This window comes from Bacillus sp. B1-b2 (assembly GCF_009183415.1).
Lineage (GTDB): Bacteria > Bacillota > Bacilli > Bacillales > Cytobacillaceae > Niallia.
In genome coordinates, this window is the sequence record NZ_WEHU01000004.1 from 116,122 (window position 1) to 138,683 (window position 22,562).

Consider the following 22,562-nt stretch of genomic DNA (forward strand, 5'->3'; position numbering starts at 1 on the left):
AGATTTACTGTATGGGATTCGGGCAGTATTGGACTTTGTTTTGTTTAGCAAACTCATCCGTCCCAATTCAGCCTTGTATCTAGTTTCTGTTCGTCAGTTCGAGATTTTGCGTCCGACTTCCTTCAGATTCCACGTCACCATGGACACCCTTGTCTTTCGCTAACAGTTCCTACTGCCAAGTCTGTAGTGGACTTTCACCACCGAGTAGTTGCGCATGCCGGGCGCACTAAATAAATTCGTATACGATATATCGAATACGATTTATTTTAGTTTTTTCTTTGGGGAATGTCAACAGAAATGAAAAAAAGCTGATACTCAGTTGTTAGACTGAGTATCAGCTTTTAGATTGAAAATCCACCAGGACCAATCAACGCGATCCCAATTGCCACTATAATAAGCACAAGATTGTATTCATATCCTCCTGCACCATTCGCAAATCCTTTTGGACCATGCACCTTCACAATAGCTCCTAGCATAATAATGGTAATAATTACTGCTGCCACTGGTAAAAATAAACCTAAAATAAATAATAATCCACTTAATAATTCCCCTGCTCCTGCAAGAATAGCTGCAACATTACCTGGCTTCACACCAATAGATTCAAACCAGCCACCAGTTCCTTTAATGCCGTGTCCACCGAATAAACCAAATAGTTTTTGTGCTCCGTAAAACATAAATACAAGTCCGATAATAATACGTATAATAAGTAAACCTAAATCTTCCATTTTCAAATTCCTCTTTTCTTATTTTGGTCTTTCTATCGTAAAGACCTCGCCAATTTTTGCATAATCATTTCCTGCTAATCTACTAATTGCCGCAAGTCCTGTCTGATCAATTCTTCCTTTACTATAAAGTTCTTCATCAATATGAAATTGAACTACTTTTCCAATAATAAAATCTGTTGACTGCTCTCCTAATTCAAGAGCATGCTCTAGCACACATTCCATTCTAATTTTTGCTTCCTTTATGCCCGGAGTGGTAACTTTCACACTGTCTATTGGAGTTAAGTTTGCTAGCTCTACCTCACTTTGCTCGGGAGGTAGAGAAGCAGCTGTTTCATTGATTTGCCCCACATTTTCTTCATCTACTATATGAACGACAAATTCTTTTGATTGTAGAATATTTCGCGCTGTGTCTTTGTGTTGCCCATCCTTCCGCTGAATAGATAGAGAAATCATCGGAGGATTAGAAGATACAATGTTGAAATAACTAAATGGTGCTCCGTTCAGAATTCCGTCTTCTGATACTGTCGTCACAAAAGCAACTGGCCTTGGAATAATGCTCCCAATTAGAAATTTGTAGTTCTCTCTTTCTGTCAAAGTTACTGGATCAATAGAAATCAATGAAATCCCTCCTTTTAATCTAGGTTTCTTACTTCAATTGGTATAAGTTTTTGTTCTAATTGAGCTCGGTACTCTTCATATTGACTTGGAAGCATTAATTTTTCACCCATTGTTGCTTCTGATTCATCATGAGCAAATCCAGGTACATCTGTAGCAATTTCAAATAATATTCTGCCATGCTCTTTAAAGTAAATAGCATTAAAGTAGTTGCGATCACGAACTGGTGTTACTCCATAACCATTATCTGCAACGAATTGTTGCCATTCTAACTGATCTTCGTCATCACTTGCTCGCCATGCAATATGATGAACGGTTCCGACACCCATTTGTCCTGGATGATCTGTTGTTACTTTTAAGTCAATTACGTTTCCTATCTCTCCTTTAGAGTGATAACGTGCTAGATTTCCTTCTTTGCCTACGAACTCTAATCCCATTATATTTTCTAATAGTTTTCCTGTTTCTTCTGGATTAGCAGAAAATAAAGTAGCTCCACCAAAGCCTTTAATTGCGACTTCGGGTGTAATATCTCCCATTGTCCAGTTATTTTGCGCTCCGTCTTCTCTCTCTACTATTTCTAAATGAAGACCATGTGTATCATCAAATGCTAGTACCTGTTCACCAAATTTTTCTATTTTAGTAAAGGGTATTTCGAATTTATGCAATCTATCTTCCCAAAATGGTAAAGCACCTTTTGGCACAGCATAGGAAGTAACACCAACTTGACCATCACCAATTACCCCTTGTCTTGCATTTGCCCATGGGAAGAAGGTAATAATTGTTCCTGGTTTTCCCCCTTCATTCCCGAAGTATAAGTGATATGTTCCAGGATCATCGAAGTTAACTGTTCGTTTAATTAAGCGTAATCCTAACACTCCTGCATAAAAATCAACATTTTCTTGTGGATGACCTACAATTGCCGTAATGTGGTGAATTCCCATTGTTTGTTTTGTCATTATTGATTTCCTCCGTTTTTTTTATTATTTTTAAGAAATTATTTTGAATTCGAGATATATTAGTAAAATTTTTTAATTCTATCTTCAGTGTGTGAATTCAAATTATCTTGAATTCGAGATAATCATAATATATTTGGGAGAAGGTGTCAATAGATGTGGCTGATTTTTTTTTGGAGATTTTGTTAAAGAAGGGAGTTTTGGGGATTAGAAGTTTATTGGGTTGGGTGGGGTGATGCAAAAATAATTGAATTTGGATGTATATGGAGATCATGGGATTCCGCAACAATAATTGCATTGAACGCAACTATTCTTGGGGGTTGCGCAACAATATTGTTTTAATCGCAACGAAATTAAGAGTAACGCAACAATCTTTTAATTTTGCGCAACATTGGAGGGTACATTTGCTTTTTTTGTGGCTTTAACTGGGGGATACCTCATGTTTTTGGCAATCAACTCAGCCGCTCCTGTTTTTTCACATTGATATCTGCTTTGATTGCAACCAAATTTGAGCAGAACAAAGCAATGCACTTGTTTTGCTTAACATTGCGGATGGGCATACTATTGAATTGGGATATAAATGGAAAACATAAGCTTCCGCAACAATATTGGCAATGAACGCAACTATTCTTGGGGGTTGCGCAACAATATTGTTTTAATCGCAACGAAATGGAGCAGAACCGCAACAACTGTAGACAAAGTGATGTTCGAGCGCTAATTTTTCGGTTTAATTTGCTACATGAACCCAGTCAAAAAGGTCTATTGCAAATAAATAGGATGGAAGAGCAAATAAAAATGGTTTTTCCGCAAATATTTCGATAGTAAACGCACATAAAATTACATGTAGTGCAAATAAAGGGACTGTTAATGAGATAGGATGGAGTAGGTGGTGGGTTTTGCGGTATTAGATCTTGGGTTGATCCAAACAAAAAAGACCCCACTATCCCGGAGTCTTTCCTAAAAATACTACTCATTAAAATTCTTCATATTCTGCTGGATCTTGATTTGCAATTCTTCCATCTGGTCTTGTTAGACTAGAGATCCGCTGCATTTGTTCTTGTGTTAATTCGAAATCGAATACTTGCAGATTTTCTAGTTGGCGTTGTGGAGAACTTGATTTTGGAATTGGTAATGCCCCTAGTTGGATATGCCATCTTAAGATGACTTGAGAGATGGTTTTACCATGTGAGCTTGCGATTTGCTGAATGGTTTCATTTTGTAACACATTGCTTGCTCTGCCTAATGGGCTCCATGATTCTGTTATGATGCCATTTTCTTTGTCATATGCGACTTGTTCTTTTTGTGAAAAATATGGATGAAGTTCTATTTGATTGATGCTTGGAGTTACGCCTGTTTCTTTTGTTAGGCGTTCTAGATGTTCTGGTAAGAAGTTGCAAACGCCAATGGAACGAATTAGTCCCCATTTTTTTGCATCTATTAAAGCTTGCCATGCTTCTACATAGATGTCCTGTTTTGGGTTTGGCCAGTGGATTAGGTAAATGTCATAATAATCGAGTTTGGTTCGGTAAAGTGATTCTTGTATCGTATAGAGTGCCTTGTCATAAGCATGATGGCGGCCTGGTAGCTTAGAGGTTACAAATAGCTGATCTCTTGGAACAGAGCTGCGACGAATAGCTTCCCCTACTGCTCCTTCATTTTCATAATTAAAAGCAGAATCTAATAAGCGATATCCCATATCAATGGCACTAGTCATTGCTTGAACTCCTGTTGCTCCCCTTAAATTATATGTACCAAGACCAATTGCAGGTATTGCCAAACCATCATTTAAAGTGATTTGTGGAATCATTATTATCTATCCCCTCTCCTTTTTTGTATACTTAAAAAAGTATAAAGGGAATTGGAATTTGAATCCAGCAATAAACTTTGAATCTTCAGTATCTTATGATGAGGAGACCTGTGAAAGCAACTGGTGTATATCCCCTATGGAATTGGCGGATAATTGAACTTGGTTGTTTTCTCTCAAAATATAGTAAACATTCTGTAGTTGACCAGAGTAACCATGTTGTAATAGTGATTCGAACTGATTGGTATTTAACTGCAGTTGAATATTAATTTCATTGGTTAATTGGGAAGAAGCAAATAGGTCGCTATCGTTTACTGTTGTAATGGAGATGCCTTCTAATAGTTCTTCTAGCTCTTGTGAATTTTGTTCCTCATAATTTTTCATTATTATTCTCTCCCTTGTTAATCTACCTCCATCATACGCTTCTTCTTATGCAAGTAAAACTATTTTGTATACGTTTTCACATATTATTCACACATTTTCCTCTTCCTTTTTGTATACTCTGCTTTTCTTTCTGAAATATTATAACAGAATACCTTTTTCAAGAAAGGATGTTAATATGGATACCAAAAATCACAACCAAGAGTTTGAATGGAAAGTAGGGTCTTAGGACATTTTTTTCGAGAATCCTTATGTTATTTTAATATAAATGATTTTATGATATCTATCTGGTACATGATTGGCAGTATTAGCTTCCTGCTAGGCTCTACTAGTACAGTTGGGTACTGGTTTTTCATCATTGGGAGTATACAGTTAAGTCTACGTCCACTCATTCGAATTATTCATTTTAAGAAATATAGGAAAAATTAGAATAGTGCCTGATGCCTCATTAGAGGATCAGGTATTTTATTTTTTTTGAGCAAAATTTTTGTACAATAGGTTTAATCTTGTTACCATTTGGGTAATTAGGTCAATACACCTATTTTTCATAGTTCATAAGTAGCGAAATAGGCAAAATATCTCAAATTAAATATTCTTCTATTCAAAATATATAGAAGCAACGGGGGAAGAGGAAGTTGAAAATTGGTCATAAGGTTTTATTAGGCTTTAGTGTTTTATTTCTTTTTATAGTAGCTTTTGCTGTGGTTGGAATTCTTGGAAATGCGAAGAACGACCGTGATATAGATAATATGATTAACAAAGGGTACAAGCTTGTTTCTCTATCGACCGAGATGGAGGAAAATGTTGCAAACCGTGTTATTCTAGCTCGCGGTTATGTTCTATATGGGGAAGAAAAGGATAGACAACAGTTCATTGCATTAACCGATGAAGCGAAAACTATTCAAGCACAATTGAAAGAAATGCTTGGAAATACAGATGAATATAAAGAGGCAGTAGAAAAAAATGAACGATGGGAAAATTTAATTCTTAATCAAGTGATTCCTGCATATGATGAGGGCGGTATGAATGCTGCTTTACCTTTAATGGAGGAATACTGTCAAATATGGGCAACAGAAGCAATGGATTCTTGGATTGGAATCCAACAAGAAGCGGAACAAAATATGTTAAGCACTGCAGATGAGTTGGCCGATACTAACGACAAACAAAGCACTATTTTCACTGCACTTGCTATTATTACAGCGTTCTCTGTCTTAGTAGTTGCTGGTTGGTTAACTTACTTTATGGTCAAGCCTATTAAAGTAATTACAGAAAGATTAATGCAAGTATCCAAAAATAACTTATCTTTCGAACCTTTAGTTTTCAACAGAAAAGATGAGTTCGGCATACTTGCTAATGCTCTAAATGAAAGTACAGAGAATCTTTCTAATATGGTGAAGCAAATCAAGGATACTGAAGCTAGCATACTTGAAAACACAACAGAATTAACGACTAGCCGTGAAATAATGAAAAAACAAGCAGATACAGCAAGTAATATGTTTAATCAAGTGGCTGAAGGTTCTACTATGCAATTAGAAGGCGCAAGTGAAACAGCTACAGCGATGGAGCATGTATCCAAAGCAATGGGCAGCATTAGTGAATCTACCGTTTCTGTTGCTGATTATTCTTCTAGTGTAAATAACTATGCGCTAGAAGGTAACAGCATTGTAATAGATACAATTAAGAAATTAAATGACATGAGTGGAACGGTTGATCAAACTGTTACTACGATGGACCGTTTAGAGCACAGAACAGGTCGCATTGGAGAAATTTCTACACTTATTAACGATATTTCAGAACAGACTAATTTATTAGCATTAAATGCAACCATTGAAGCAGCTCGCGCTGGGGAGCAAGGAAAAGGCTTTGCAGTAGTGGCAAGTGAAATAAGAAATCTAGCAGAGCGCTCTCGAGAATCTTCCAAAGAAATTGCCAAATTAATAGAGGGTATTAAACAAGAAATTAATGTGGCTGTTCATTCTACTATTAAGAATAAAGAAGAGATGGAAGCTAGTCTTTTCGCTGCTAATAATGCTGGCTTAGCATTTAAAAACATCTCAGCAGCTATAGAAAAAATTTCAGCACAAGTGCAAGAGGTTTCATCATCTTCTGAAGAAGTCACAGCAAGCGTGGAAGAGATATCTGCTTCTATCGAACAGCTTGCTACTATCGCAAGAGAGAATGTTGATAATGTTGGTATTGTCTCCGAATCTGCTATGGAGCAACAAGCATCTATGGAGGCCGTAGAACAAACTGTAGAAGACCTTAATATATTAGCAAGAGAGTTAAATAGTTTAATGGAAAGATTTGTGTTGAAGGAGAATGATTAAGTAACCTGAAGAAAGAGGCTGATGGAATGTCAGCCTCTTTCTCTATGGAAGGTTTTGCTTAATTTATATTTTTGGATGGTTTTATGGTCAGTGGCATTATCGTCTTGAAACTACTCTTCTCTTTTTTCTGCTTTTTGTGGTTCTTAGAGTGCTTCTTGCAACCACTTTCTCTGCTTTTTCTGCCTTTCGTGGTTCTTAGAAGCTTCTTGCAACCACTTTTCCGGCTTTTTCTACCTTTTGTGGTTCTTAGAATGCTTCTTGCAACCACTTTTCCGGCTTTTTCTATTTTCGTAGTTCATAGAACACTTCTTGCAACCACTCTTCCGGCTTTTTCTACCTCTCATGGTTCTTAGAATACTCCTTGGAACCACTTCCCCTGTTTTTTCTACCTCTCGTGGTTCTTATAACACTTCTTACAACCACTTTCCCTGCTGTTTCTACCTCTCGTGGTTCTTATAACACTTCTTACAACCACTTTCCCTGCTGTTTCTACCTCTCGTGGTTCTTATAGCACTTCTTACAACCACTTTCCCTGCTGTTTCTACCTCTCATGGTTCTTAGAACACTTCTTACAACCACTTTCCCTGCTGTTTCTACCTCTCATGGTTCTTAGAACACTTCTTACAACCACTTTCCCTGCTTTTTCTACCTCTCGTGGTTCTTATAACACTTCTTACAACCACTTTCCCTGCTTTTTCTACCTCTTGTGGTTCTTTTAACACTTCTTACAACCACAGTAGTTCCTTCACCTAACCAATAACCAAAATCCTCAATTATTAATATACTTCTCAAACACAAACCCAAAGTCTTTTACTGCATATTTCTTTCTGCTGTTCATGAGCCAGTTAAAAGTCTGTTCATTGATATGCTTGAAATGATCTGTGATGTCCCCTTCAGAAATAGAGGATCTGTTTAATGTTGTTGCTGTTAACTGTAAGCTTTCTTTTGCAAACTGCATAGAAATTTCATTCTCGTTGACAATTTCACTAATACGAATAAGTGCTTTGTATAAATCTTTTAGTTCTTCGATATGTTTTTTATGTACATCAATGCTAAACGTATTTGCTCCTAACTGGAACTTAATTTCCACATCGAGGTCAATGGTACCAGCTGTTTCTAAGAAAACATTGGAAATCGCATAGTCTTTATAGTTATAACGTTTTAATGTTCTTTTTTTGCTGATAGCACTTGTTCCGTCTAAATGGATAAATGCTCTATTCGTAAAGCAATATTCATCTGATTTAGATTTAATTAGGAAGAAAATCTTCTCATTATCTTCATGCAGAATATAATCATCTGCATCCACCTTATCATAATCAACTGGCTTTATAACACTACCAACATCGCTTAATCCTAATGCATCTGACGCAAACTTTTTAAACATAGAAATATCCTCCTCTTTGTTAGTCCCTTCCTATTTTACATGTATTTATGGGAAAGAAGTGTAAAATTCCATAGGAAATTCTTCCTTTTTCGATCGATTTAACAGGGACTTTACCATATATATGGAATATAATTGTAGATAAGAATGAATAGACAGGAGATTTTATGAAGAAAATTTTGCCGACAATTATTATGATGCTTGTAGGAATGGTTTTTGGAGCAGCAATAGCACTGGTTGGGGTTACTAGAGAATGGAATACATATAGCCTAATTTTGGCGTTCATTTGTTTAATAGGGTTTTATATCATTCACATCATCATACATGAAGCTGGCCATTTACTTTTTGGAAAAATAACAGGATACTCCCTTGTATCTTTTCGAATATTCTCTCATATGTGGGTTGTAACCGAAAATGGTCTACGCTACAAAAAGCTTTATGTACCTGGAACACTAGGGCAATGTTTAATGTCACCCCCTCCATATGTAAAAGGAAATTACCCTTTTAAGTTGTATTTACTAGGTGGAGTGATTATGAATTTTCTCTCGAGTCTGCTGCTTGCACTCTTTTTCTTAGCATCTGGAGAATTCCCCTTAATAGCATTAATTTTTGTACTATTAGGAATCATGGTTGGTTTGACTAACCTCATTCCATATGGCTTTAATGATGGTATGTCTTTAAAAATGGCTTGGAATAACGAAAATAAACAAAAGCAACTTTATACTCAGTTTTATGTGAATGCTGAAACAACGAAAGGCGTTTCCTACCGTGATCTTCCAGAGGAATTATTTGAACTACCTCCTGAGGATAACCGTACCGACTATTTTTCCGTGTGGATTATTTGTATGCAACTAGTCAGAGCCATGGATCGCTTTGATTTCGTAGAAAGTAAACATATTATAGACTCTTTATGGAAGAAAAAAGATCAGCTGATTCCTTTATATAAATTAGAGATTGCAAAAGAACGATTATTTCTTTTATTACTATTAGAGATAGATAAAGAAGAAGCTATAAGCATATATGAAGATAAAAAGTTAAAAAAATACCTAACAATAAAACAAATGAGCAATAAACGGATTCTTGCTGCTTATGAATGGTATGTAAATAATGATTTAGTGAAAGCAAAAAATCTTTGTGATGAGGGATTACAATTGGAGAAAATAAATCCGAATAAAGCAGACGCAGAATTAGAGAGGAAATTAATTGATTATATCCTATCACAAGCATCTAAAAGTGCATAAATTTATTTAAGCAAATCCCATCCTGTGATTTAGCGAGCTAACTGAAAAAAGGGAACTAATTCAGTGCTCGCTTTCACATCACCACATCGTCCTATTCCTTCCTAAATTCTTTGCCTTATATAGCATTTGATCGGCTTCACCAATCATAACGTCTAAGGTTTTTCCATCAGATAAATTACTCACTCCTATCGATATGGTTAACTGTCCTTTCGGCTGTGTTTCTTCCCCCATAAATGGATGGTCTTCTACCTTCCTCCGAAAACGTTCTGCCACGTTTACCGCTATTTCCATATCCCTTATATTAGAAAAACAAATAATAAACTCTTCTCCACCATATCGAGCAAAAATATCTTCTCTGCGCATATTTTCACGTAATAAATGACCAATTGTTCTTAAAACTGAATCTCCCGCGGGATGACCATGCGTATCATTATATTTTTTGAAATCATCTACATCAAACATAGCAATGACATAAGGAATATTATCTCTTCTTATTCCTTCTACATTAGTCCGAAAATAACGGATATTATATAAGTTGGTCATACTATCATGTCTAGAATTATATTCGAGCTCTTTACGTAAAAGTAAATTCCTACTAACATCATTCCACATTAAAAAAATGGTTATCACCGCAATTGTCTCAAACATCCCTCTCCAAAATACAGGATGCAAATCTACAGAATCCATACAGATAATGATTAGAATTCTCAACAATTGATAGCATAAAAAAACACTTAACATATGCCTCATATTCGCAATCGTAAAAGGAGGCTTAAATGCTTTTTTATGATGAAAAAAAGATCCTACTGCAAAAGGAAGCAAAATAGATTGCATGACGCCTATTACTACATGTTCTCCACCAAGATAAATCCGAAATGCTGTAGGTATAATAGTTGATAAGAACCCATATTTCCAACCAAGTAAATAAGATATATAAAACACTGGTGCTCCCCGTAAATCTAATCGTGTCCCTCCATAAAACAAAGGCTCTGCATCACTAGAACACTTAATAGACCAGAAAATACTGGAATTCCCCATAAGTAAGAGTCAATTTCCTTTAAACGATTTCGTGATACGAGCTTCTCTTTTAACTTTAGTGTCCCATACATAAAGGTAATAATAAGTGTCATATTATCCAAAAAAGCCATGATCATTGATTTCATTGTACTCACCTTTATTATGACAATAGATTTACGAAACATTTATAGCATCCCCAGTTATTTCCCACTTACTACAGCATCCACTAAGTTTTGAGTTCTACTCATGATTCTATTGCATTTGGGGCAACCTCTATATAGATTCTTTACTTTGATTTGTAGGCGGGAGGCACTTCTATGATTAATAAATTTCTGAGTCACCCTAAATATAGTCGTTTTATGTTCTTTCTTTTGCTATTTGTGAGCATCTGTTTAAACTCCATTATTCTAAGAAACCAAACAAATTTTTATATTCTATATATATTTTGTGCTATATTCTTAGGAATTGGTTATTATAACAGCCCTAAATGGTTTATCTTTATGCTTACGCTCGCTATAGTAGTTTGCCGATACTTTCTTATTCCAGAATCTGCTGCAAGTGCTGCTACCTTTTTCACCTATTTACTTACCTATTTACTCATCACCTTTATGTCTGTGGGATTAATGTTAAATGTACAGAAAGTAACAGAGGAAAATGTGGAATTAACGAAAGCTCTTTCCAATGCACTAGATACCAGAGACACCTTTACCTTACATCACTCTGAGAATGTGGCAAAATACGCTGTTGATATTGCGGAGAGAATGAAATTACCTCCCTATTTATGTAAAGTAATTCATATAGGCGGTTTACTTCATGACATAGGAAAAATCGGTATTCCTGAACACATACTTTCTAAACCAGGAAGACTAGAAGAAGATGAATATGAATTGATTAAAAGTCACCCCTTTATTGGGTACGAAATGATTAAACATGTGAAACAATATGAAAGTTCAGGAATTTTAGACATTGTTCTTTATCATCATGAAAGATACGATGGATTAGGATATCCAAAAGGATTAAAAGGAGAAGAGATTCCCTTAGTTGCAAGAATCATTGCAGTAGCTGATACCTTTGATGCCATGTCCTCCAAACGTGTATATCGAGATGCAATTGAGTTGAGTGAAATACTAGCAGAAATAGAACGAAATAAAGGAAAACAATTCGATCCTGTGATTGCGGATCATTTTTTGGCATTGTTTGATGAGGGAGGAGCGGAGAGAGGGGTGTGAGCTTATGTGGATGAACGACCTTTTTTCTTCCTTTCTTCCTAATCGGGCTTTCATTTCTTGAATGAACAACCTTTTTTCTTCTTTTCTTCCTAATCGGGCTTTCATTCCTTGCATGAATGACCTTTTTTCTTCCATTCACCCAATTTCAGGCTTTCATTTCCTCCATCTTCCCCCTCTCTACCACGCAAAAAAAGAAGCCCCACTTATAAAAGAGGCTCCTTTCCATAAATCCAAAGGTTATTTGGATTTTTTATAATATCCTTTAATCATTTGATCCATTACCCAATTTGTTCTTGCGCCTGTTATTCCTGTGCTAGAACTTTTTTCTCCACCAGTTAATTCATTCACCATTGTTTGGATGAAATGTTGTTGGATATGGCGTGGGTTTTCGATGACAAATTCTTCTGTTCCTTCTTTTGTCGTTACAGCAATTGGGCTGTTTCCGAATGTAGAGAAGGTTATTTTTCCTTTGCTACCGACTATTTCGTTTTCATCGATATAATCGTGAGCAGCGAAACACCATGTTCCTGTTCCATGTACACCTGATTCAAATAGATAACTGCCTGTTACAATGTCTTCTGCTTGGTAGCTACCATTTTGATTGGAAGCAAAGCCACTTACCTCTTTAATCGGTCCAAGTAGAAAGTCTAGTATATCTAATGTATGGCTCGCTAAATCTAGAAATAAACCTCCACCTGCTAGTTCAGGTTGAATGCGCCATGGCTCATCCTTCCCCGTACCTTCAACAGCTGGCTGATATTGTATAGATCGTACAAATCGGATATCTCCAAGTACGCCGCTTTCTACTATTTCTTTTATTTTCAAAAAGCGTGGTAGAGCGCGGCGGTAGTATGCGACAAATAATGGAACATCTGCTTCTTTGCAAGCTTCTATCATCTCTAGGCATTCTTCATAATTTCTTGCCATTGGTTTTTCTACATAAACTGGCTTTCCTGCTTTAGCTGCTAGTATGGCATATTCTTTATGAAACGCTGGAGGCGTTGCTACATAAATAGCATCCACCTCTGGATCATTTATTAAGCTTTCTGCTTGGTCATACCAATTTGGTACACCATGGCGCTCTGCATAATCCTTTGCTAGTTCTCCATTTCGACGCATTACTGCCACTAACTTAGAGTTTTCAGCAAGTTGAAAGCCAGGACCGCTTTTGACTTCTGTTACATCTCCACAACCAATGATTCCCCAACGTACTTCTTTTAACTGTGTTTTCATTTCTTTCACCTCGCTTACACATTCGCTTTGTATCCTGTAAATTCCTTTCATTTTCAAATGATGAAAATGAAATCTAAATTTCTATTTTTTGCCCAGGATAGATGAGGTTAATATTCTTTATATCTGGATTCTTTGCTTGTATGTGTGAAATGGTTGTATGATATTTCTTAGCAATTTTCGTTAGATTATCACCAGATTGCACTATATGGATAGTTGTAGGCGTTGGGTTAATCCAGGAACCAGGTACTCCTTGCTGTTTTGTTACATTCAACATCCCTTGTGAGGTGTTAAAGACAAAGTACTCTCCCGCCTTAACCGTTCCTTTGCAATTAGTAGCACTTTTCGCATCCATCGCTGTAACATATGCTCCTGTATCAGCATTAACATAATAACTAGCAGGGACTTCATTAGGTTTATTCTCTGCAGTCCAATGTCCAGGCTCTTTAAAAATTTCATTTCGATCAATATTTACGCCAGCAACTGTTACATTATTTTCGTATTGATGCATATGAATAAAGGACGCTCTCTCCCCCCTTGACCATGCATAGGTTTGCCAGTAATAATCTACTTGGTCCTTCATGGCATTGATTACCCGATAAGAGCCATAAATACCTATTTTATACAACTGCAATGTTTCTTTGACACCTCTAAGATATGCTTGAATTATAGGAATTTGAGAATCACTTACATCAAAGTCTACTGCAAAATAAATAGCAGTTCCAGCTGGCTGTCCAACAGATTTTGCATAGTTGAATGCTTCTAATCCATCTCTTCTTCCTTGCTCCTCAGAAAAATAGGAAGCATGGTTCGCGCTTTTTTGAAAAATACTGATGAGTTTTATTCCTGCATCTCTAATATATCCTGCCTCTTGTTGATCAAAGGTTTTCCAGCTATTCCCTAGATATCTTGCTGCATACTCAAATCCTTCTTTTTTCAAATTACTTGCACTAGTAAGTGTCAATTTGGTGGCACAATCAAATCCTTTTGTCATAGTTAATCCCTCCTTTACCTACTATATAGAAAAAAAGCGAGAGAAAAGGCAATTCTATTTATACATACAAATAGATGTAAGTACTTTCTTAAACTGTTATACTTGTTAGAAGAGAGGGGGACCTTAGGATTGCATTATGATTACTCACAAATATTCCGAGATAACTTTATAAAAGAAGCAATTGACCGTGTTGGTGCTGGCATTGTTATCACAGACCCCAGTATAGAAGATAATCCTATCATTTATGTTAATAAGGGATTTGAGGAGTTAACCCTCTATGAAGCTGTGGATATATTAGGGAAGAATTGCCGCTTTCTACAAATGGAAGATACCAAACAGCCTGATCTTGATGTTTTAAGAATGGCTATTGCTAATAGAGAGTCTGTCATTGTTACCTTAAAGAATTTTCGAAAAAACGGTGAAATGTTTTGGAATGAACTTGCCCTTTATCCTATATATATCGGGGAAGAAAAAAAATTATTCTTTGTCGGCATTCAAAAGGATATTACTGAACAAAAGAATAATGAAGAACTGATTAAACAATATGTCAATGAAATAAATGTTTTATCAACCCCTATCATTTCTGTACAAGAAAATGCTTCTGTTCTGCCCCTAATTGGTAATTTGGAAGAAGAACGTTTTCATCACTTAGTTACCGAAATTGCAGCCTATGTTTCCAGAACAAGAGAAGAATATTTTATTATAGATTTACAGGGTTTGTTAAAATATGATGAAGTCGTTCATCAGGGACTTACGATGATTTATGATATCTTAGCATTAATGGGAGTTGAATTACTAATAAGTGGTATTCAAATTCAAATGGCTCAAGATACTATTCAATATACACATGGTAGAAAATTCTCCATCAAAACTTTTCAAACCTGTAGAAAAGCAATGGAAGCTATCTCTTTAGATAAAGTATAATGATGTACATAAGGTGTCTCCCATTCTATGGAGACACCTGTTTTATTACTATGTCTAAGCTCTGCGATGAAAGGTTTTCTCCTCTAATTTCTGTTCAATAAAGTAAACCACTTGTTGTAAATCTTCTATTTGCTTTATTACCTTTTCTTTATGGTTTATTGCCTTTTCTATTAACTCTGGATAATCTGAAATATCTCCATCTATGTCAAGATCTAAGTATGGCTTTATTTCATCTAGTGACATCCCCGTTTTCTTTAAACAGCTAATAAGTCTTAATCTCTCCACATCTTTAACTGTATAAATTCGATATCTACTTTCATTTCGTTCTGCTTTTGGAAGTAAGCCAATTTTTTCATAGTAGCGTATGGTATAAGCTGACAAGTCTACCATGGTTGAAAGTTCTTTAATGGTATAAGTCATTTGACAATTCCTCTTTTCTTGGGGCTGTTTTCGTTCTGCAAAATATTATTTATCTTTTATTGTGCTAGCCTCTTGCTTTAGAGTCAACTCTAAAGTTTATACTTCTTTCATAACAAAGGAGGATTATAATATGAAAGTAGCTATGATAACAGGTGCAAGTAAGGGAATTGGGTTAGAATTAACCAAAAAATTAATAAGAGAGAATTGGGAAATTATCGCTGTAATCCGATCTAATTTTTCAGAAGAGGAAAAACAGATACAGGATTTGATACTAGCCAAAAAAATAAGAATTTATCGAGCAGCAGATTTAGCTGATTTTCAAGACTTAAAGAGAGTACTAAATGAGATTAAGGCGCAAGAGTCAAAAATTGATGTACTATTTAACAATGCAGGTGGTAGCTTTGATCGTCTCTATTACTCGAAGCAATCAAGAGAATTACATTTTGAAATTCAAACAGTGGTTCCTTATATTATTACAATGGAAATGCGAGATTTATTAAAAAAGGGCACCATTGGAAAAGTTGTTAACACCAGCTCCAATGCTTTTAAATTCACTAAGAAGCTTTCTTACCAGGAGTTAGAGAATCCTAGTTCCTTTAAAAAGCTTGTTGGACCATATGCAAATAGTAAATTAGCAGTATCTTTATGGTCTAGAGAAGCAGCAGCAGAACTAAAAAAAGAAGACATTACCATCCTCAGCGTAGATCCTGGTAGTAATAACACATTAAGAAAAGGAACGGAAGGCGGCCTCCCTTTTATTGTTCAACTGATGATGAAAAGCTTTTTCTCTCATCCAAGCAAAGGAGCTAGTCTTCTCTATGAAGGTGCTGTTGGTGACAATGATGCTTTTTCTGGAGCTTATCTTGTAAAAAATAAAGTTACTCCGTTAAAATTCACTACTTTATCCAAAGAAATCTTACATGCCTTGAAGAATATCTATACAAATGAATATTTAAAGAAATAATGGAATATTTGTCCCCCTTCTTTATCAAACTAATAAAAAAGGGGGGACTTTCTATGAGTCAATTTTTATTAACCAACCTATTTTCTGCACTTTTGCTTCAACGTAATCTCAACTGGCATCGCAAGCTTGTTTGGACGGCATTTCCTATCTTTTTTCTTAGCCTCTTTTTGCATGGAGAATATATTGTTCATCGATTAAAGAATAAGTGATTGGGAGGATGGACGCAGAATTATTTCTATACCGTTTTTGTTGCGGATGGCCGACTTTTTATTGCGTTAAGTACTAATTTGGTTGTGAAACCTACATTTCGAGTATAAAGTTGGCTCTTGTTATTCACTTTATTTGCGATAGAACCTAGTTTATTTGCCATTGGATTCCTTTTATTTGCGGTACACGAGTTTTTATTTGCTATTCCTCCTTTTTTATTTGCGGATGGCCCTATTTTATTTGCTATTTCCTTTTTCCATAGGATTCATTCTCCTTTTTGTTGCGGAGGCCAGACCCTTTGTTGCGTTCAACCCATGTTTTGTTGCGGTAATCGTATTTTTGTTGCGCACTTACCTAATTTTGTTGCGTTCAGTACTGATTTTGTTGCGAACCTACATTTCGAGTATAAAGTTGGCTCTTGTTATTCACTTTATTTGCAATAAGACCTATTTTACTTGCCATTCGACTCTATTTATTTGTGGTACACTAACCTTTTTTGTTATTCCGTCCCTTTTATTTGCAGATGGCTCTATTTTATTTGTACTTTCTTTTTTTTCATAGGATCCACTCTCTTTTTTGTTGCGGTTGCTAGACCCTATGTTGCGTTCAGCCCATGTTTTGTTGCGGAAATCGTATTTTTGTTGCGCACTTACCTAATTTTGTTGCGCTCAGTACTAATTTTGTTGCGTACCTGCATCCGAGTATAAAGCGCCTCTGGTTATTCACTTTATTTGCAATAAAACCTATTTTACTTGCCATTCGACTCCATTTATTTGCGATACACTAGTTTTTATTTGCTATTCCTCCCTTTTTATTTGCGGAAGGCCCTAATTTTTTTGCACTTTCCTTTTTCCATAGGATCCATTCTCCTTGCGATGGCCAGACCCTTTCTTGCGCGCAACCCCTGTTTTGTTGCGGAAATCGCACTTTTATTGCGCACTCACCTAATTTTGTTGAGAACCTGCACTTCGAGTATAAATGGCACTTTTCACCCATCCAAACCAAGAAACAAAAACTTTCCCTATTGCTTATGTTTCCGTTTACATGTATAACTAAAGTATACATTTTAAAAGGGTGAACAATTTGAACAATAAGATTATACTTTTAGTGAACAGAGTTGCTCAATATACAACAGCAGGCTTTTATTTTTGGATGTATCTTTTTCGCGGAGGACTTCTATATGGATTAGTTCCTGCGGGTGTTGGACTTATTTGTAGTATTGATGATATTCATAATGATGTAGAGCATAATATGAAGTATGCCTTTGAAGAAGCCTATCAAAAAAATAAGAATCATAAATTGCTATCTTTTATTATTTTTTTCCTGACTGGCTTAAGCATAGTATCTACCTACTTTTCTTTAGTGACAGAAAGTCCTGTTTTAGGATTTCTTCAATTTCCACTTATCATCTTTACCTTTTTTGCTTGGATATTCTATGTCTACTGTATTTACTTTCTAGCAAACAGTACAAAAGAAAAGAAATGGTTGTATGCCGTTGCTTTTGATACTTGTATACGAAAATTTATTAATAGCTTGATCATCCTAATTACCTTGATTGCCATCAGTTTTTTTATACAAATAAATTTATTAGTATTTATCTTCTTTGCTCCACCATTAACTATTTTTCTAACAAAGTATATTGTCTATATTCCAGATAGTATAAAATAAAGGGTTTGTCTCTATTAAATGAGACAAACCCTTTATTTTTTATTTAACGGAACCAGAAACTCCATTATAAATATGTTTTTGTAATGTTAAGAACACGATTAGAATTGGCAAGATAACAATCATAACACCTGCTAGAATAACTGGCCAATCTGTACCATATGGACCTTTAAAGGCAAAGAGTGCGGTAGAGATTACCTTTAGGTCTGGTGATGGCATGTAAAGAAACGGGCTATAGAAATCATTGTAAATCCCAACTCCACTGATGATTAGGATTGTAATCATCGGTGCTTTTAATAATGGAAGAATGATCTTACGATAGATGGTAAAGTAAGATGCTCCCTCTAAGATAGCTGCTTCATCTAGAGAAACAGGGATATTCTTCAAGTATTGCAAGAATATATATACAGCAATTACGTCTGTTCCTAGATTCAGAACAATAACAGACCAAATGGTATTAAATAGGCCCATTCCATTGATAATTTGGAAAGTAGCAACCTGTGTAGTAATACCTGGGATTAATGTAGCTAAAAGGAATAGACCGAGAATTACTTTTTTCATTTTAAAATCAAAACGGTCGAGAACATATGCCATCATGGTTCCTAAAAGAAGCTTCCCAATAATCGATGCGATAAAGATGAGCAAGGTATTCTTAAATCCTGTTAGCATCTGTCCGTCTACAAAGGCAGTAATATAATTATCAAAAGTAAAATTCTTTGGTAAAGTCAGAACTCCTGTTGTTAGAAACTCCTGCTTTGTTTTGAAGGAGCCAATAACAACAACCAATACAGGCACTAAGGCAACGGCAGTTCCTAGAAGTAAGCTTCCATATTTTATAAAAAAGCCTAAAACTCTTTTAATCATCATGGTATTTGTGACACCTGTTGTTTTTTTCTCTACTGTTGGTTCTAATTTCATGTTACTTTGCTCCTTTCTCTCTAGTTAGGAACTGCTGAAGTAGCGTGACTATAATCACTATAATCAACAATACTAACGCCATTGCAGAAGCTAATCCGACTTTACTAAACTTAAAGGCAGTGTCAATTGTTTGAATGACGAATGTCTTCGTACCATTAGATCCACCTGTCATAATATAAGGAATATCGAATACGCTCAGTGAACCACTAATACCTAGAATAATATTTAAGAAAATAATTTGTTTAATACTTGGCATAATGATATAACGGAACTGCTGCCAGCGATTTGCTCCATCAATTTCTGCTGCTTCGTAGATTTCCGAATCAATAGACTGAATAGCACCAAGGAAAATGATAAAGTTGAATCCCATATAGCGCCAAACAGATGTGAAGGCCATTGATATATTATTAATGGATCTATCACCAAGCCATAAGCGAATTTGGTCTTCTAGTCCTAAAAAGGTCAGTACTGTATCTAAAGTACCTCCACCTTTGTAGAAATATAAGAAAATGAAACCAATTGCTACTCCATTTAATAAGTAAGGGAAGAAAAGAATTCCTTTCCAAAAATTCGCAAATTTCACCTTGAATGTTAATACAGTGGCAAAGTATAGAGCTATTCCTAATTGCACAAATGTAGCAACAAAGTAGAATAAACTTACTTTAAATACAGAGAAATATTCTGGTGTAGTAAAGATTTTAATATAGTTTTCAAAGCCTACATTCTCACTAGTTGGACTGATACCATTCCAATTTGTGAAGCTGTATTGTACCATGCGAAATAAGGGATAGTAGGAAAATAGCAGTAGCAAAAATAATGGCAATGCGGAGAAAAGAACAATGATTAATCTTCTTTGTCCGTTGTAACCTAGTTTAAGTTTATTCATCTTGCTTACACCTCTTATTCATTCACTAACGCCTTGCTCATCTTCGACAGATGTTATTGGCGTCGGTGTAAAGTATGAAATCATATTTTTGACATTCTTACAGAGTTTGTTGTCTTCACTCCTTGCTTAGAAAACAGACCTGTTAGGAAATAAGGAAGGTTACCTAAAAGCCTTTGCTCTTCTAGGTAACCGTATTCATTAGTGACTAAGCTGGTTTACTTTCCAATTTCTTCAATTGCATTGCCCCATTTTGTGTTAAGCTCTTTCATAATATCTTCGAAAGACTCATCTGTATTACCTTTTGCTGCATCTACAATTCTTTGTTTGATAGCATCTGTTGTGCCTAAACCAATTTCAGAAGCATTGTTAATATCAGCAAATAAAGATTCTTTTCCTTCAGGCGCAGGAGTTGCTTGGAAGAATTCTACCCCAGCAGTTTCCATTGAGCCTAGAGCTGCAGGTAATGGAGCTCCAACTTTAGGAGAAATTCCACCTGTATCTGCTGCATAGTTTGATTCCTCTAAGAACCAATCTAAGAACGTACGAGCAGCTTCTTTATGCTTACTGTTTACATTAATTCCAATGTTATAATCTCCACCAATAGTAGTGTATTGTTTTCCATCAACACTTGTTGGGAATGCTGCAAATTGAATGTCTTCTGGATTTTCAGCTAATGCTTGTACTTGTTCAATTGCCCAGCTACCTAATACCATTGCTGCAATTTTTCCATCTGCAAGATCTTGTTTAGATTGCTCCCAATCCGTTGTAGATGGATCAGCTTCTGTATAGCCTTCTTTTACGCTATCGAATAGGGTTTTGTAAATGGTGTTCATTGGCTTGCCAGAATCAAATGGTGTTTTATCAGCTGTTAACTCATTCGTGAAGTTTGGATCTCCAGCTGCTGCTTCACGTACATAATCCCAGTTAGACATTGCCCAGTTTGATGCATAGTTTGTATATAATGGTGTAATATCTGAATTAGATTCTTTAATTTTTCCTAATGCAGCTACAAAATCTTCTGGTGTTTTAGGGAATTCTGTTACTCCTGCATCATTAAATACTTTCATATTTATTAATACACCTGTAGTATTTACTGCAATTGGAATACCGTATGACACACCGTCATAAGCACGGTCTGATAATAATAAGTATTTTTCTTCTAATTCTTTTTGATCTCCAAGTGGTTCAAAGAAGTTAGCATTATCTGCTGGTTTAATAGTTGTTGGAACCATTAATACATCGCCGTAATCCTTAGAGTTCATACGAATTTGCATTTGTCCAGCATAGTCTGTAATCGTTTCTACTTTTACTTCAATATCTGGATGTTCTTTATTAAATTCTGCAATATATTCATCCCACTTGCCATTCCCTGTCCAGTCTGTTTTGTGGTTAATGAAAGTGATTGTTTCTTTTCCGTCTGCATTACTACCTGATTCTGAATCTCCGCCGCTACAAGCACTTAACATTAAAGCACATGCACTAGCCACTAGACCGAAGCGAAATAACTTACTACCTTTTTTGATCCCCATTTTATTCCCTCCACTTTATATAGGTCATATCTATTTCTCTGATAGTTTATGAAAACACTATCAGCAAGCGCTTACAACAACATTCTATCACGTTAGTTTTTATTTGTATAGTCTTTTATGATAAAAGTAAGTACATTTTTAATTATTGTTGATTACGTTTACATTTCAGTTAATAGTTTGATAGAATTTCTTAATTACCTTTTCTGCCGCTTTGCCGTAAACTGCATAATCTTGATTTTGAAATGCATCCTCTATTGGATAAAGATGTGCTTTCCAGTCCCATAGAGCAAATCCTTGTACCCATGAGCGTTTGCTTGTTGCATGGAACATCGCTTCATACCAGTTTCTCTGCGCTTCCTCGCTAAATTCTCCTCTCTTTGTCCAATCATTAGGGAGTATGTCTCCTCCTACCCAGCTTGGACAACCTGCTTCACAGAAAAAGAAAGGTTTATTGTATTTCTCCACTACCTTTTCAATTCTGTCTAATTGCTCTTCCCAAGCATCGAGAGGATAATATCCACTTGAAGAAATAACATCAACAGCATCCCACCATTTCAGTACATCTTCCTGATACTTATCACAATTATAAGTGATTAATCCGCTGTAAACTTTACGCACCTCATGAATGAGGTAACGCCATTCTGCTTCCCGTCGATCAGCATTCACCAACTCACAACCTATTACAAACATTGGACATTCCATTTGTTCTGCTATTTTTGCAAAATGAAGAATGTATTCATTATAAGAAGCAAACCATTCTGACCATTTCGGTTCACATGGTACATCGGTATCAAAGAAGTTAATATGTGCACGCCACGTTCCATCTGAAACATTGACCATTGGTTTTAAAATCACTTTCAAGCCAATTTTGTTAGCGTATTCAATTAATTCTATTGTTTCTTCATCACTTACGACGTTCGGGTGATTCTTCCAGTTGATTGTAATAGATTGAGCAGTATCTTGTTCTGCAACTACTGTTAAAATAACATGATCTATAGAGCATCTTTCTTTCAGTAGCTGCAAGGATTCTTTGCTTCTCACATCTTGCCATTCGCCTCTTTTGTTCATAAAACCAAAACTAAAGCCTTTAATGAACTCCAAGCGGTTCCCCCCTTTTTCCCCTCTTGGGACAAAAGTATATAAATATAAAGT

The 22,562-nt window shown here is 35.7% G+C and carries 23 protein-coding genes; 8 read left to right on the forward strand and 15 right to left on the reverse strand.

Annotated features, from left to right (window positions below; all coding sequences use genetic code 11):
* Window positions 1-341: 341 nt before the first annotated feature.
* From F9279_RS05410 to F9279_RS05430, 5 genes are all read right to left on the reverse strand, one after another.
* The gene (locus F9279_RS05410; protein WP_152111769.1) at window positions 342-725 is read right to left on the reverse strand and encodes a DoxX family protein; all 384 of its coding nucleotides are present in this window, start codon (window positions 723-725) and stop codon (window positions 342-344) included.
* 18 nt (window positions 726-743) lie between these two features.
* Window positions 744-1,343 carry a flavin reductase family protein gene (locus F9279_RS05415; RefSeq protein WP_152111770.1) on the reverse strand — a complete coding sequence of 200 codons (600 nt, stop codon included), beginning with the start codon at window positions 1,341-1,343 and terminating at the stop codon, window positions 744-746.
* A gap of 14 nt (window positions 1,344-1,357) precedes the next feature.
* Window positions 1,358-2,296, reverse strand: coding sequence for a ring-cleaving dioxygenase (locus F9279_RS05420; RefSeq protein WP_152111771.1), 939 nt, complete (start codon window positions 2,294-2,296; stop codon window positions 1,358-1,360).
* Window positions 2,297-3,266: 970 nt separating this feature from the next.
* Window positions 3,267-4,100 carry an aldo/keto reductase gene (locus F9279_RS05425; protein ID WP_193224467.1) on the reverse strand — a complete coding sequence of 278 codons (834 nt, stop codon included), beginning with the start codon at window positions 4,098-4,100 and terminating at the stop codon, window positions 3,267-3,269.
* A gap of 93 nt (window positions 4,101-4,193) precedes the next feature.
* Window positions 4,194-4,481, reverse strand: coding sequence for a hypothetical protein (locus tag F9279_RS05430; protein ID WP_152111773.1), 288 nt, complete (start codon window positions 4,479-4,481; stop codon window positions 4,194-4,196).
* 273 nt (window positions 4,482-4,754) lie between these two features.
* On the opposite strand from F9279_RS05430, the gene F9279_RS26205 reads away from it, so the two are divergent.
* On the forward strand, window positions 4,755-4,907 hold the full coding sequence (locus F9279_RS26205) for a YrhK family protein (RefSeq protein ID WP_193224468.1): 153 nt from the start codon (window positions 4,755-4,757) through the stop codon (window positions 4,905-4,907).
* A gap of 692 nt (window positions 4,908-5,599) precedes the next feature.
* On the forward strand, window positions 5,600-6,805 hold the full coding sequence (locus tag F9279_RS05440) for a methyl-accepting chemotaxis protein (RefSeq protein ID WP_413463196.1): 1,206 nt from the start codon (window positions 5,600-5,602) through the stop codon (window positions 6,803-6,805).
* 769 nt (window positions 6,806-7,574) lie between these two features.
* On the opposite strand, the gene F9279_RS05445 is transcribed toward F9279_RS05440, so the two are convergent.
* Window positions 7,575-8,189, reverse strand: a complete 615-nt coding sequence (locus F9279_RS05445) for a PH domain-containing protein (RefSeq protein ID WP_152111776.1) — start codon at window positions 8,187-8,189, stop codon at window positions 7,575-7,577.
* A gap of 164 nt (window positions 8,190-8,353) precedes the next feature.
* Here F9279_RS05445 and F9279_RS05450 point away from each other — a divergent pair, with 164 nt between their 5' ends.
* Window positions 8,354-9,427: a hypothetical protein gene (locus F9279_RS05450; RefSeq protein ID WP_152111777.1), complete on the forward strand. Its 1,074-nt coding sequence runs from the start codon at window positions 8,354-8,356 to the stop codon at window positions 9,425-9,427.
* Between the two features lie 78 nt (window positions 9,428-9,505).
* Here F9279_RS05450 and F9279_RS05455 read toward each other — a convergent pair whose 3' ends face one another.
* Together F9279_RS05455 and F9279_RS25045 are read right to left on the reverse strand one after the other, a co-directional pair.
* Entirely contained in the window at window positions 9,506-10,369 is an 864-nt protein-coding gene (locus F9279_RS05455) for a GGDEF domain-containing protein (protein WP_264298227.1), read from the reverse strand.
* A gap of 17 nt (window positions 10,370-10,386) precedes the next feature.
* Window positions 10,387-10,629 carry a hypothetical protein gene (locus F9279_RS25045; RefSeq protein WP_193224469.1) on the reverse strand — a complete coding sequence of 81 codons (243 nt, stop codon included), beginning with the start codon at window positions 10,627-10,629 and terminating at the stop codon, window positions 10,387-10,389.
* Between the two features lie 132 nt (window positions 10,630-10,761).
* On the opposite strand from F9279_RS25045, the gene F9279_RS05460 reads away from it, so the two are divergent.
* Complete coding sequence (locus F9279_RS05460) at window positions 10,762-11,673, forward strand: HD-GYP domain-containing protein (protein WP_152111779.1); 912 nt, start codon at window positions 10,762-10,764, stop codon at window positions 11,671-11,673.
* Window positions 11,674-11,910: 237 nt separating this feature from the next.
* Here the strand turns inward: F9279_RS05460 and F9279_RS05465 are convergent, their stop codons facing one another.
* Both F9279_RS05465 and F9279_RS05470 read right to left on the reverse strand, forming a co-directional pair.
* Window positions 11,911-12,906, reverse strand: a complete 996-nt coding sequence (locus F9279_RS05465; protein ID WP_152111780.1) for a Gfo/Idh/MocA family protein — start codon at window positions 12,904-12,906, stop codon at window positions 11,911-11,913.
* A 73-nt stretch (window positions 12,907-12,979) separates the two neighbouring features.
* Complete coding sequence (locus F9279_RS05470) at window positions 12,980-13,897, reverse strand: glycoside hydrolase domain-containing protein (RefSeq protein ID WP_152111781.1); 918 nt, start codon at window positions 13,895-13,897, stop codon at window positions 12,980-12,982.
* Window positions 13,898-14,026: 129 nt separating this feature from the next.
* Between F9279_RS05470 and F9279_RS05475 the strand changes: the two genes are divergently transcribed.
* Window positions 14,027-14,821, forward strand: a complete 795-nt coding sequence (locus F9279_RS05475; RefSeq protein WP_152111782.1) for an STAS domain-containing protein — start codon at window positions 14,027-14,029, stop codon at window positions 14,819-14,821.
* A gap of 54 nt (window positions 14,822-14,875) precedes the next feature.
* Here the strand turns inward: F9279_RS05475 and F9279_RS05480 are convergent, their stop codons facing one another.
* Window positions 14,876-15,241 carry a MerR family transcriptional regulator gene (locus tag F9279_RS05480; RefSeq protein ID WP_152111783.1) on the reverse strand — a complete coding sequence of 122 codons (366 nt, stop codon included), beginning with the start codon at window positions 15,239-15,241 and terminating at the stop codon, window positions 14,876-14,878.
* A gap of 130 nt (window positions 15,242-15,371) precedes the next feature.
* On the opposite strand from F9279_RS05480, the gene F9279_RS05485 reads away from it, so the two are divergent.
* From F9279_RS05485 to F9279_RS05490, 3 genes are all read left to right on the forward strand, one after another.
* A complete protein-coding gene (locus tag F9279_RS05485) occupies window positions 15,372-16,205 on the forward strand; it encodes an SDR family NAD(P)-dependent oxidoreductase (protein WP_152111784.1) in 834 nt (277 codons plus the stop codon).
* A gap of 53 nt (window positions 16,206-16,258) precedes the next feature.
* Window positions 16,259-16,414 (forward strand): hypothetical protein, encoded by a 156-nt coding sequence (locus F9279_RS25050; RefSeq protein WP_193224470.1) that lies wholly within the window; start codon window positions 16,259-16,261, stop codon window positions 16,412-16,414.
* 1,081 nt (window positions 16,415-17,495) lie between these two features.
* Window positions 17,496-18,080, forward strand: coding sequence for a hypothetical protein (locus tag F9279_RS05490; RefSeq protein ID WP_152111785.1), 585 nt, complete (start codon window positions 17,496-17,498; stop codon window positions 18,078-18,080).
* A gap of 39 nt (window positions 18,081-18,119) precedes the next feature.
* On the opposite strand, the gene F9279_RS05495 is transcribed toward F9279_RS05490, so the two are convergent.
* The 4 genes from F9279_RS05495 to F9279_RS05510 all read right to left on the reverse strand — a co-directional run bounded on the left by F9279_RS05495 (window position 18,120) and on the right by F9279_RS05510 (window position 22,511).
* Window positions 18,120-18,995, reverse strand: coding sequence for a carbohydrate ABC transporter permease (locus F9279_RS05495; protein WP_226793269.1), 876 nt, complete (start codon window positions 18,993-18,995; stop codon window positions 18,120-18,122).
* A 1-nt stretch (window position 18,996) separates the two neighbouring features.
* Entirely contained in the window at window positions 18,997-19,881 is an 885-nt protein-coding gene (locus F9279_RS05500) for a carbohydrate ABC transporter permease (RefSeq protein WP_152111786.1), read from the reverse strand.
* Between the two features lie 215 nt (window positions 19,882-20,096).
* The gene (locus F9279_RS05505) at window positions 20,097-21,410 is read right to left on the reverse strand and encodes an ABC transporter substrate-binding protein (RefSeq protein ID WP_193224471.1); all 1,314 of its coding nucleotides are present in this window, start codon (window positions 21,408-21,410) and stop codon (window positions 20,097-20,099) included.
* A 165-nt stretch (window positions 21,411-21,575) separates the two neighbouring features.
* Window positions 21,576-22,511, reverse strand: a complete 936-nt coding sequence (locus F9279_RS05510; RefSeq protein ID WP_152111787.1) for a glycoside hydrolase family 113 — start codon at window positions 22,509-22,511, stop codon at window positions 21,576-21,578.
* Window positions 22,512-22,562: the final 51 nt, after the last annotated feature.

Bases quoted from the DNA above. Each gene is read 5' to 3' on its own strand.
- F9279_RS05410 (WP_152111769.1), bottom strand. From the start codon at position 725: ATGGAAGATTTAGGTTTACTTATTATACGTATTATTATCGGACTTGTA.
- F9279_RS05420 (WP_152111771.1), bottom strand. From the start codon at position 2,296: ATGACAAAACAAACAATGGGAATTCACCACATTACGGCAATTGTAGGT.
- F9279_RS05425 (WP_193224467.1), bottom strand. From the start codon at position 4,100: ATGATTCCACAAATCACTTTAAATGATGGTTTGGCAATACCTGCAATT.
- F9279_RS05430 (WP_152111773.1), bottom strand. From the start codon at position 4,481: ATGAAAAATTATGAGGAACAAAATTCACAAGAGCTAGAAGAACTATTA.
- F9279_RS26205 (WP_193224468.1), top strand. From the start codon at position 4,755: ATGATATCTATCTGGTACATGATTGGCAGTATTAGCTTCCTGCTAGGC.
- F9279_RS05440 (WP_413463196.1), top strand. From the start codon at position 5,600: ATGTTAAGCACTGCAGATGAGTTGGCCGATACTAACGACAAACAAAGC.
- F9279_RS05445 (WP_152111776.1), bottom strand. From the start codon at position 8,189: ATGTTTAAAAAGTTTGCGTCAGATGCATTAGGATTAAGCGATGTTGGT.
- F9279_RS05450 (WP_152111777.1), top strand. From the start codon at position 8,354: ATGAAGAAAATTTTGCCGACAATTATTATGATGCTTGTAGGAATGGTT.
- F9279_RS25045 (WP_193224469.1), bottom strand. From the start codon at position 10,629: ATGTTTCGTAAATCTATTGTCATAATAAAGGTGAGTACAATGAAATCA.
- F9279_RS05460 (WP_152111779.1), top strand. From the start codon at position 10,762: ATGATTAATAAATTTCTGAGTCACCCTAAATATAGTCGTTTTATGTTC.
- F9279_RS05465 (WP_152111780.1), bottom strand. From the start codon at position 12,906: ATGAAAACACAGTTAAAAGAAGTACGTTGGGGAATCATTGGTTGTGGA.
- F9279_RS05470 (WP_152111781.1), bottom strand. From the start codon at position 13,897: ATGACAAAAGGATTTGATTGTGCCACCAAATTGACACTTACTAGTGCA.
- F9279_RS05480 (WP_152111783.1), bottom strand. From the start codon at position 15,241: ATGACTTATACCATTAAAGAACTTTCAACCATGGTAGACTTGTCAGCT.
- F9279_RS05485 (WP_152111784.1), top strand. From the start codon at position 15,372: ATGAAAGTAGCTATGATAACAGGTGCAAGTAAGGGAATTGGGTTAGAA.
- F9279_RS25050 (WP_193224470.1), top strand. From the start codon at position 16,259: ATGAGTCAATTTTTATTAACCAACCTATTTTCTGCACTTTTGCTTCAA.
- F9279_RS05495 (WP_226793269.1), bottom strand. From the start codon at position 18,995: ATGAAATTAGAACCAACAGTAGAGAAAAAAACAACAGGTGTCACAAAT.
- F9279_RS05500 (WP_152111786.1), bottom strand. From the start codon at position 19,881: ATGAATAAACTTAAACTAGGTTACAACGGACAAAGAAGATTAATCATT.
- F9279_RS05505 (WP_193224471.1), bottom strand. From the start codon at position 21,410: ATGGGGATCAAAAAAGGTAGTAAGTTATTTCGCTTCGGTCTAGTGGCT.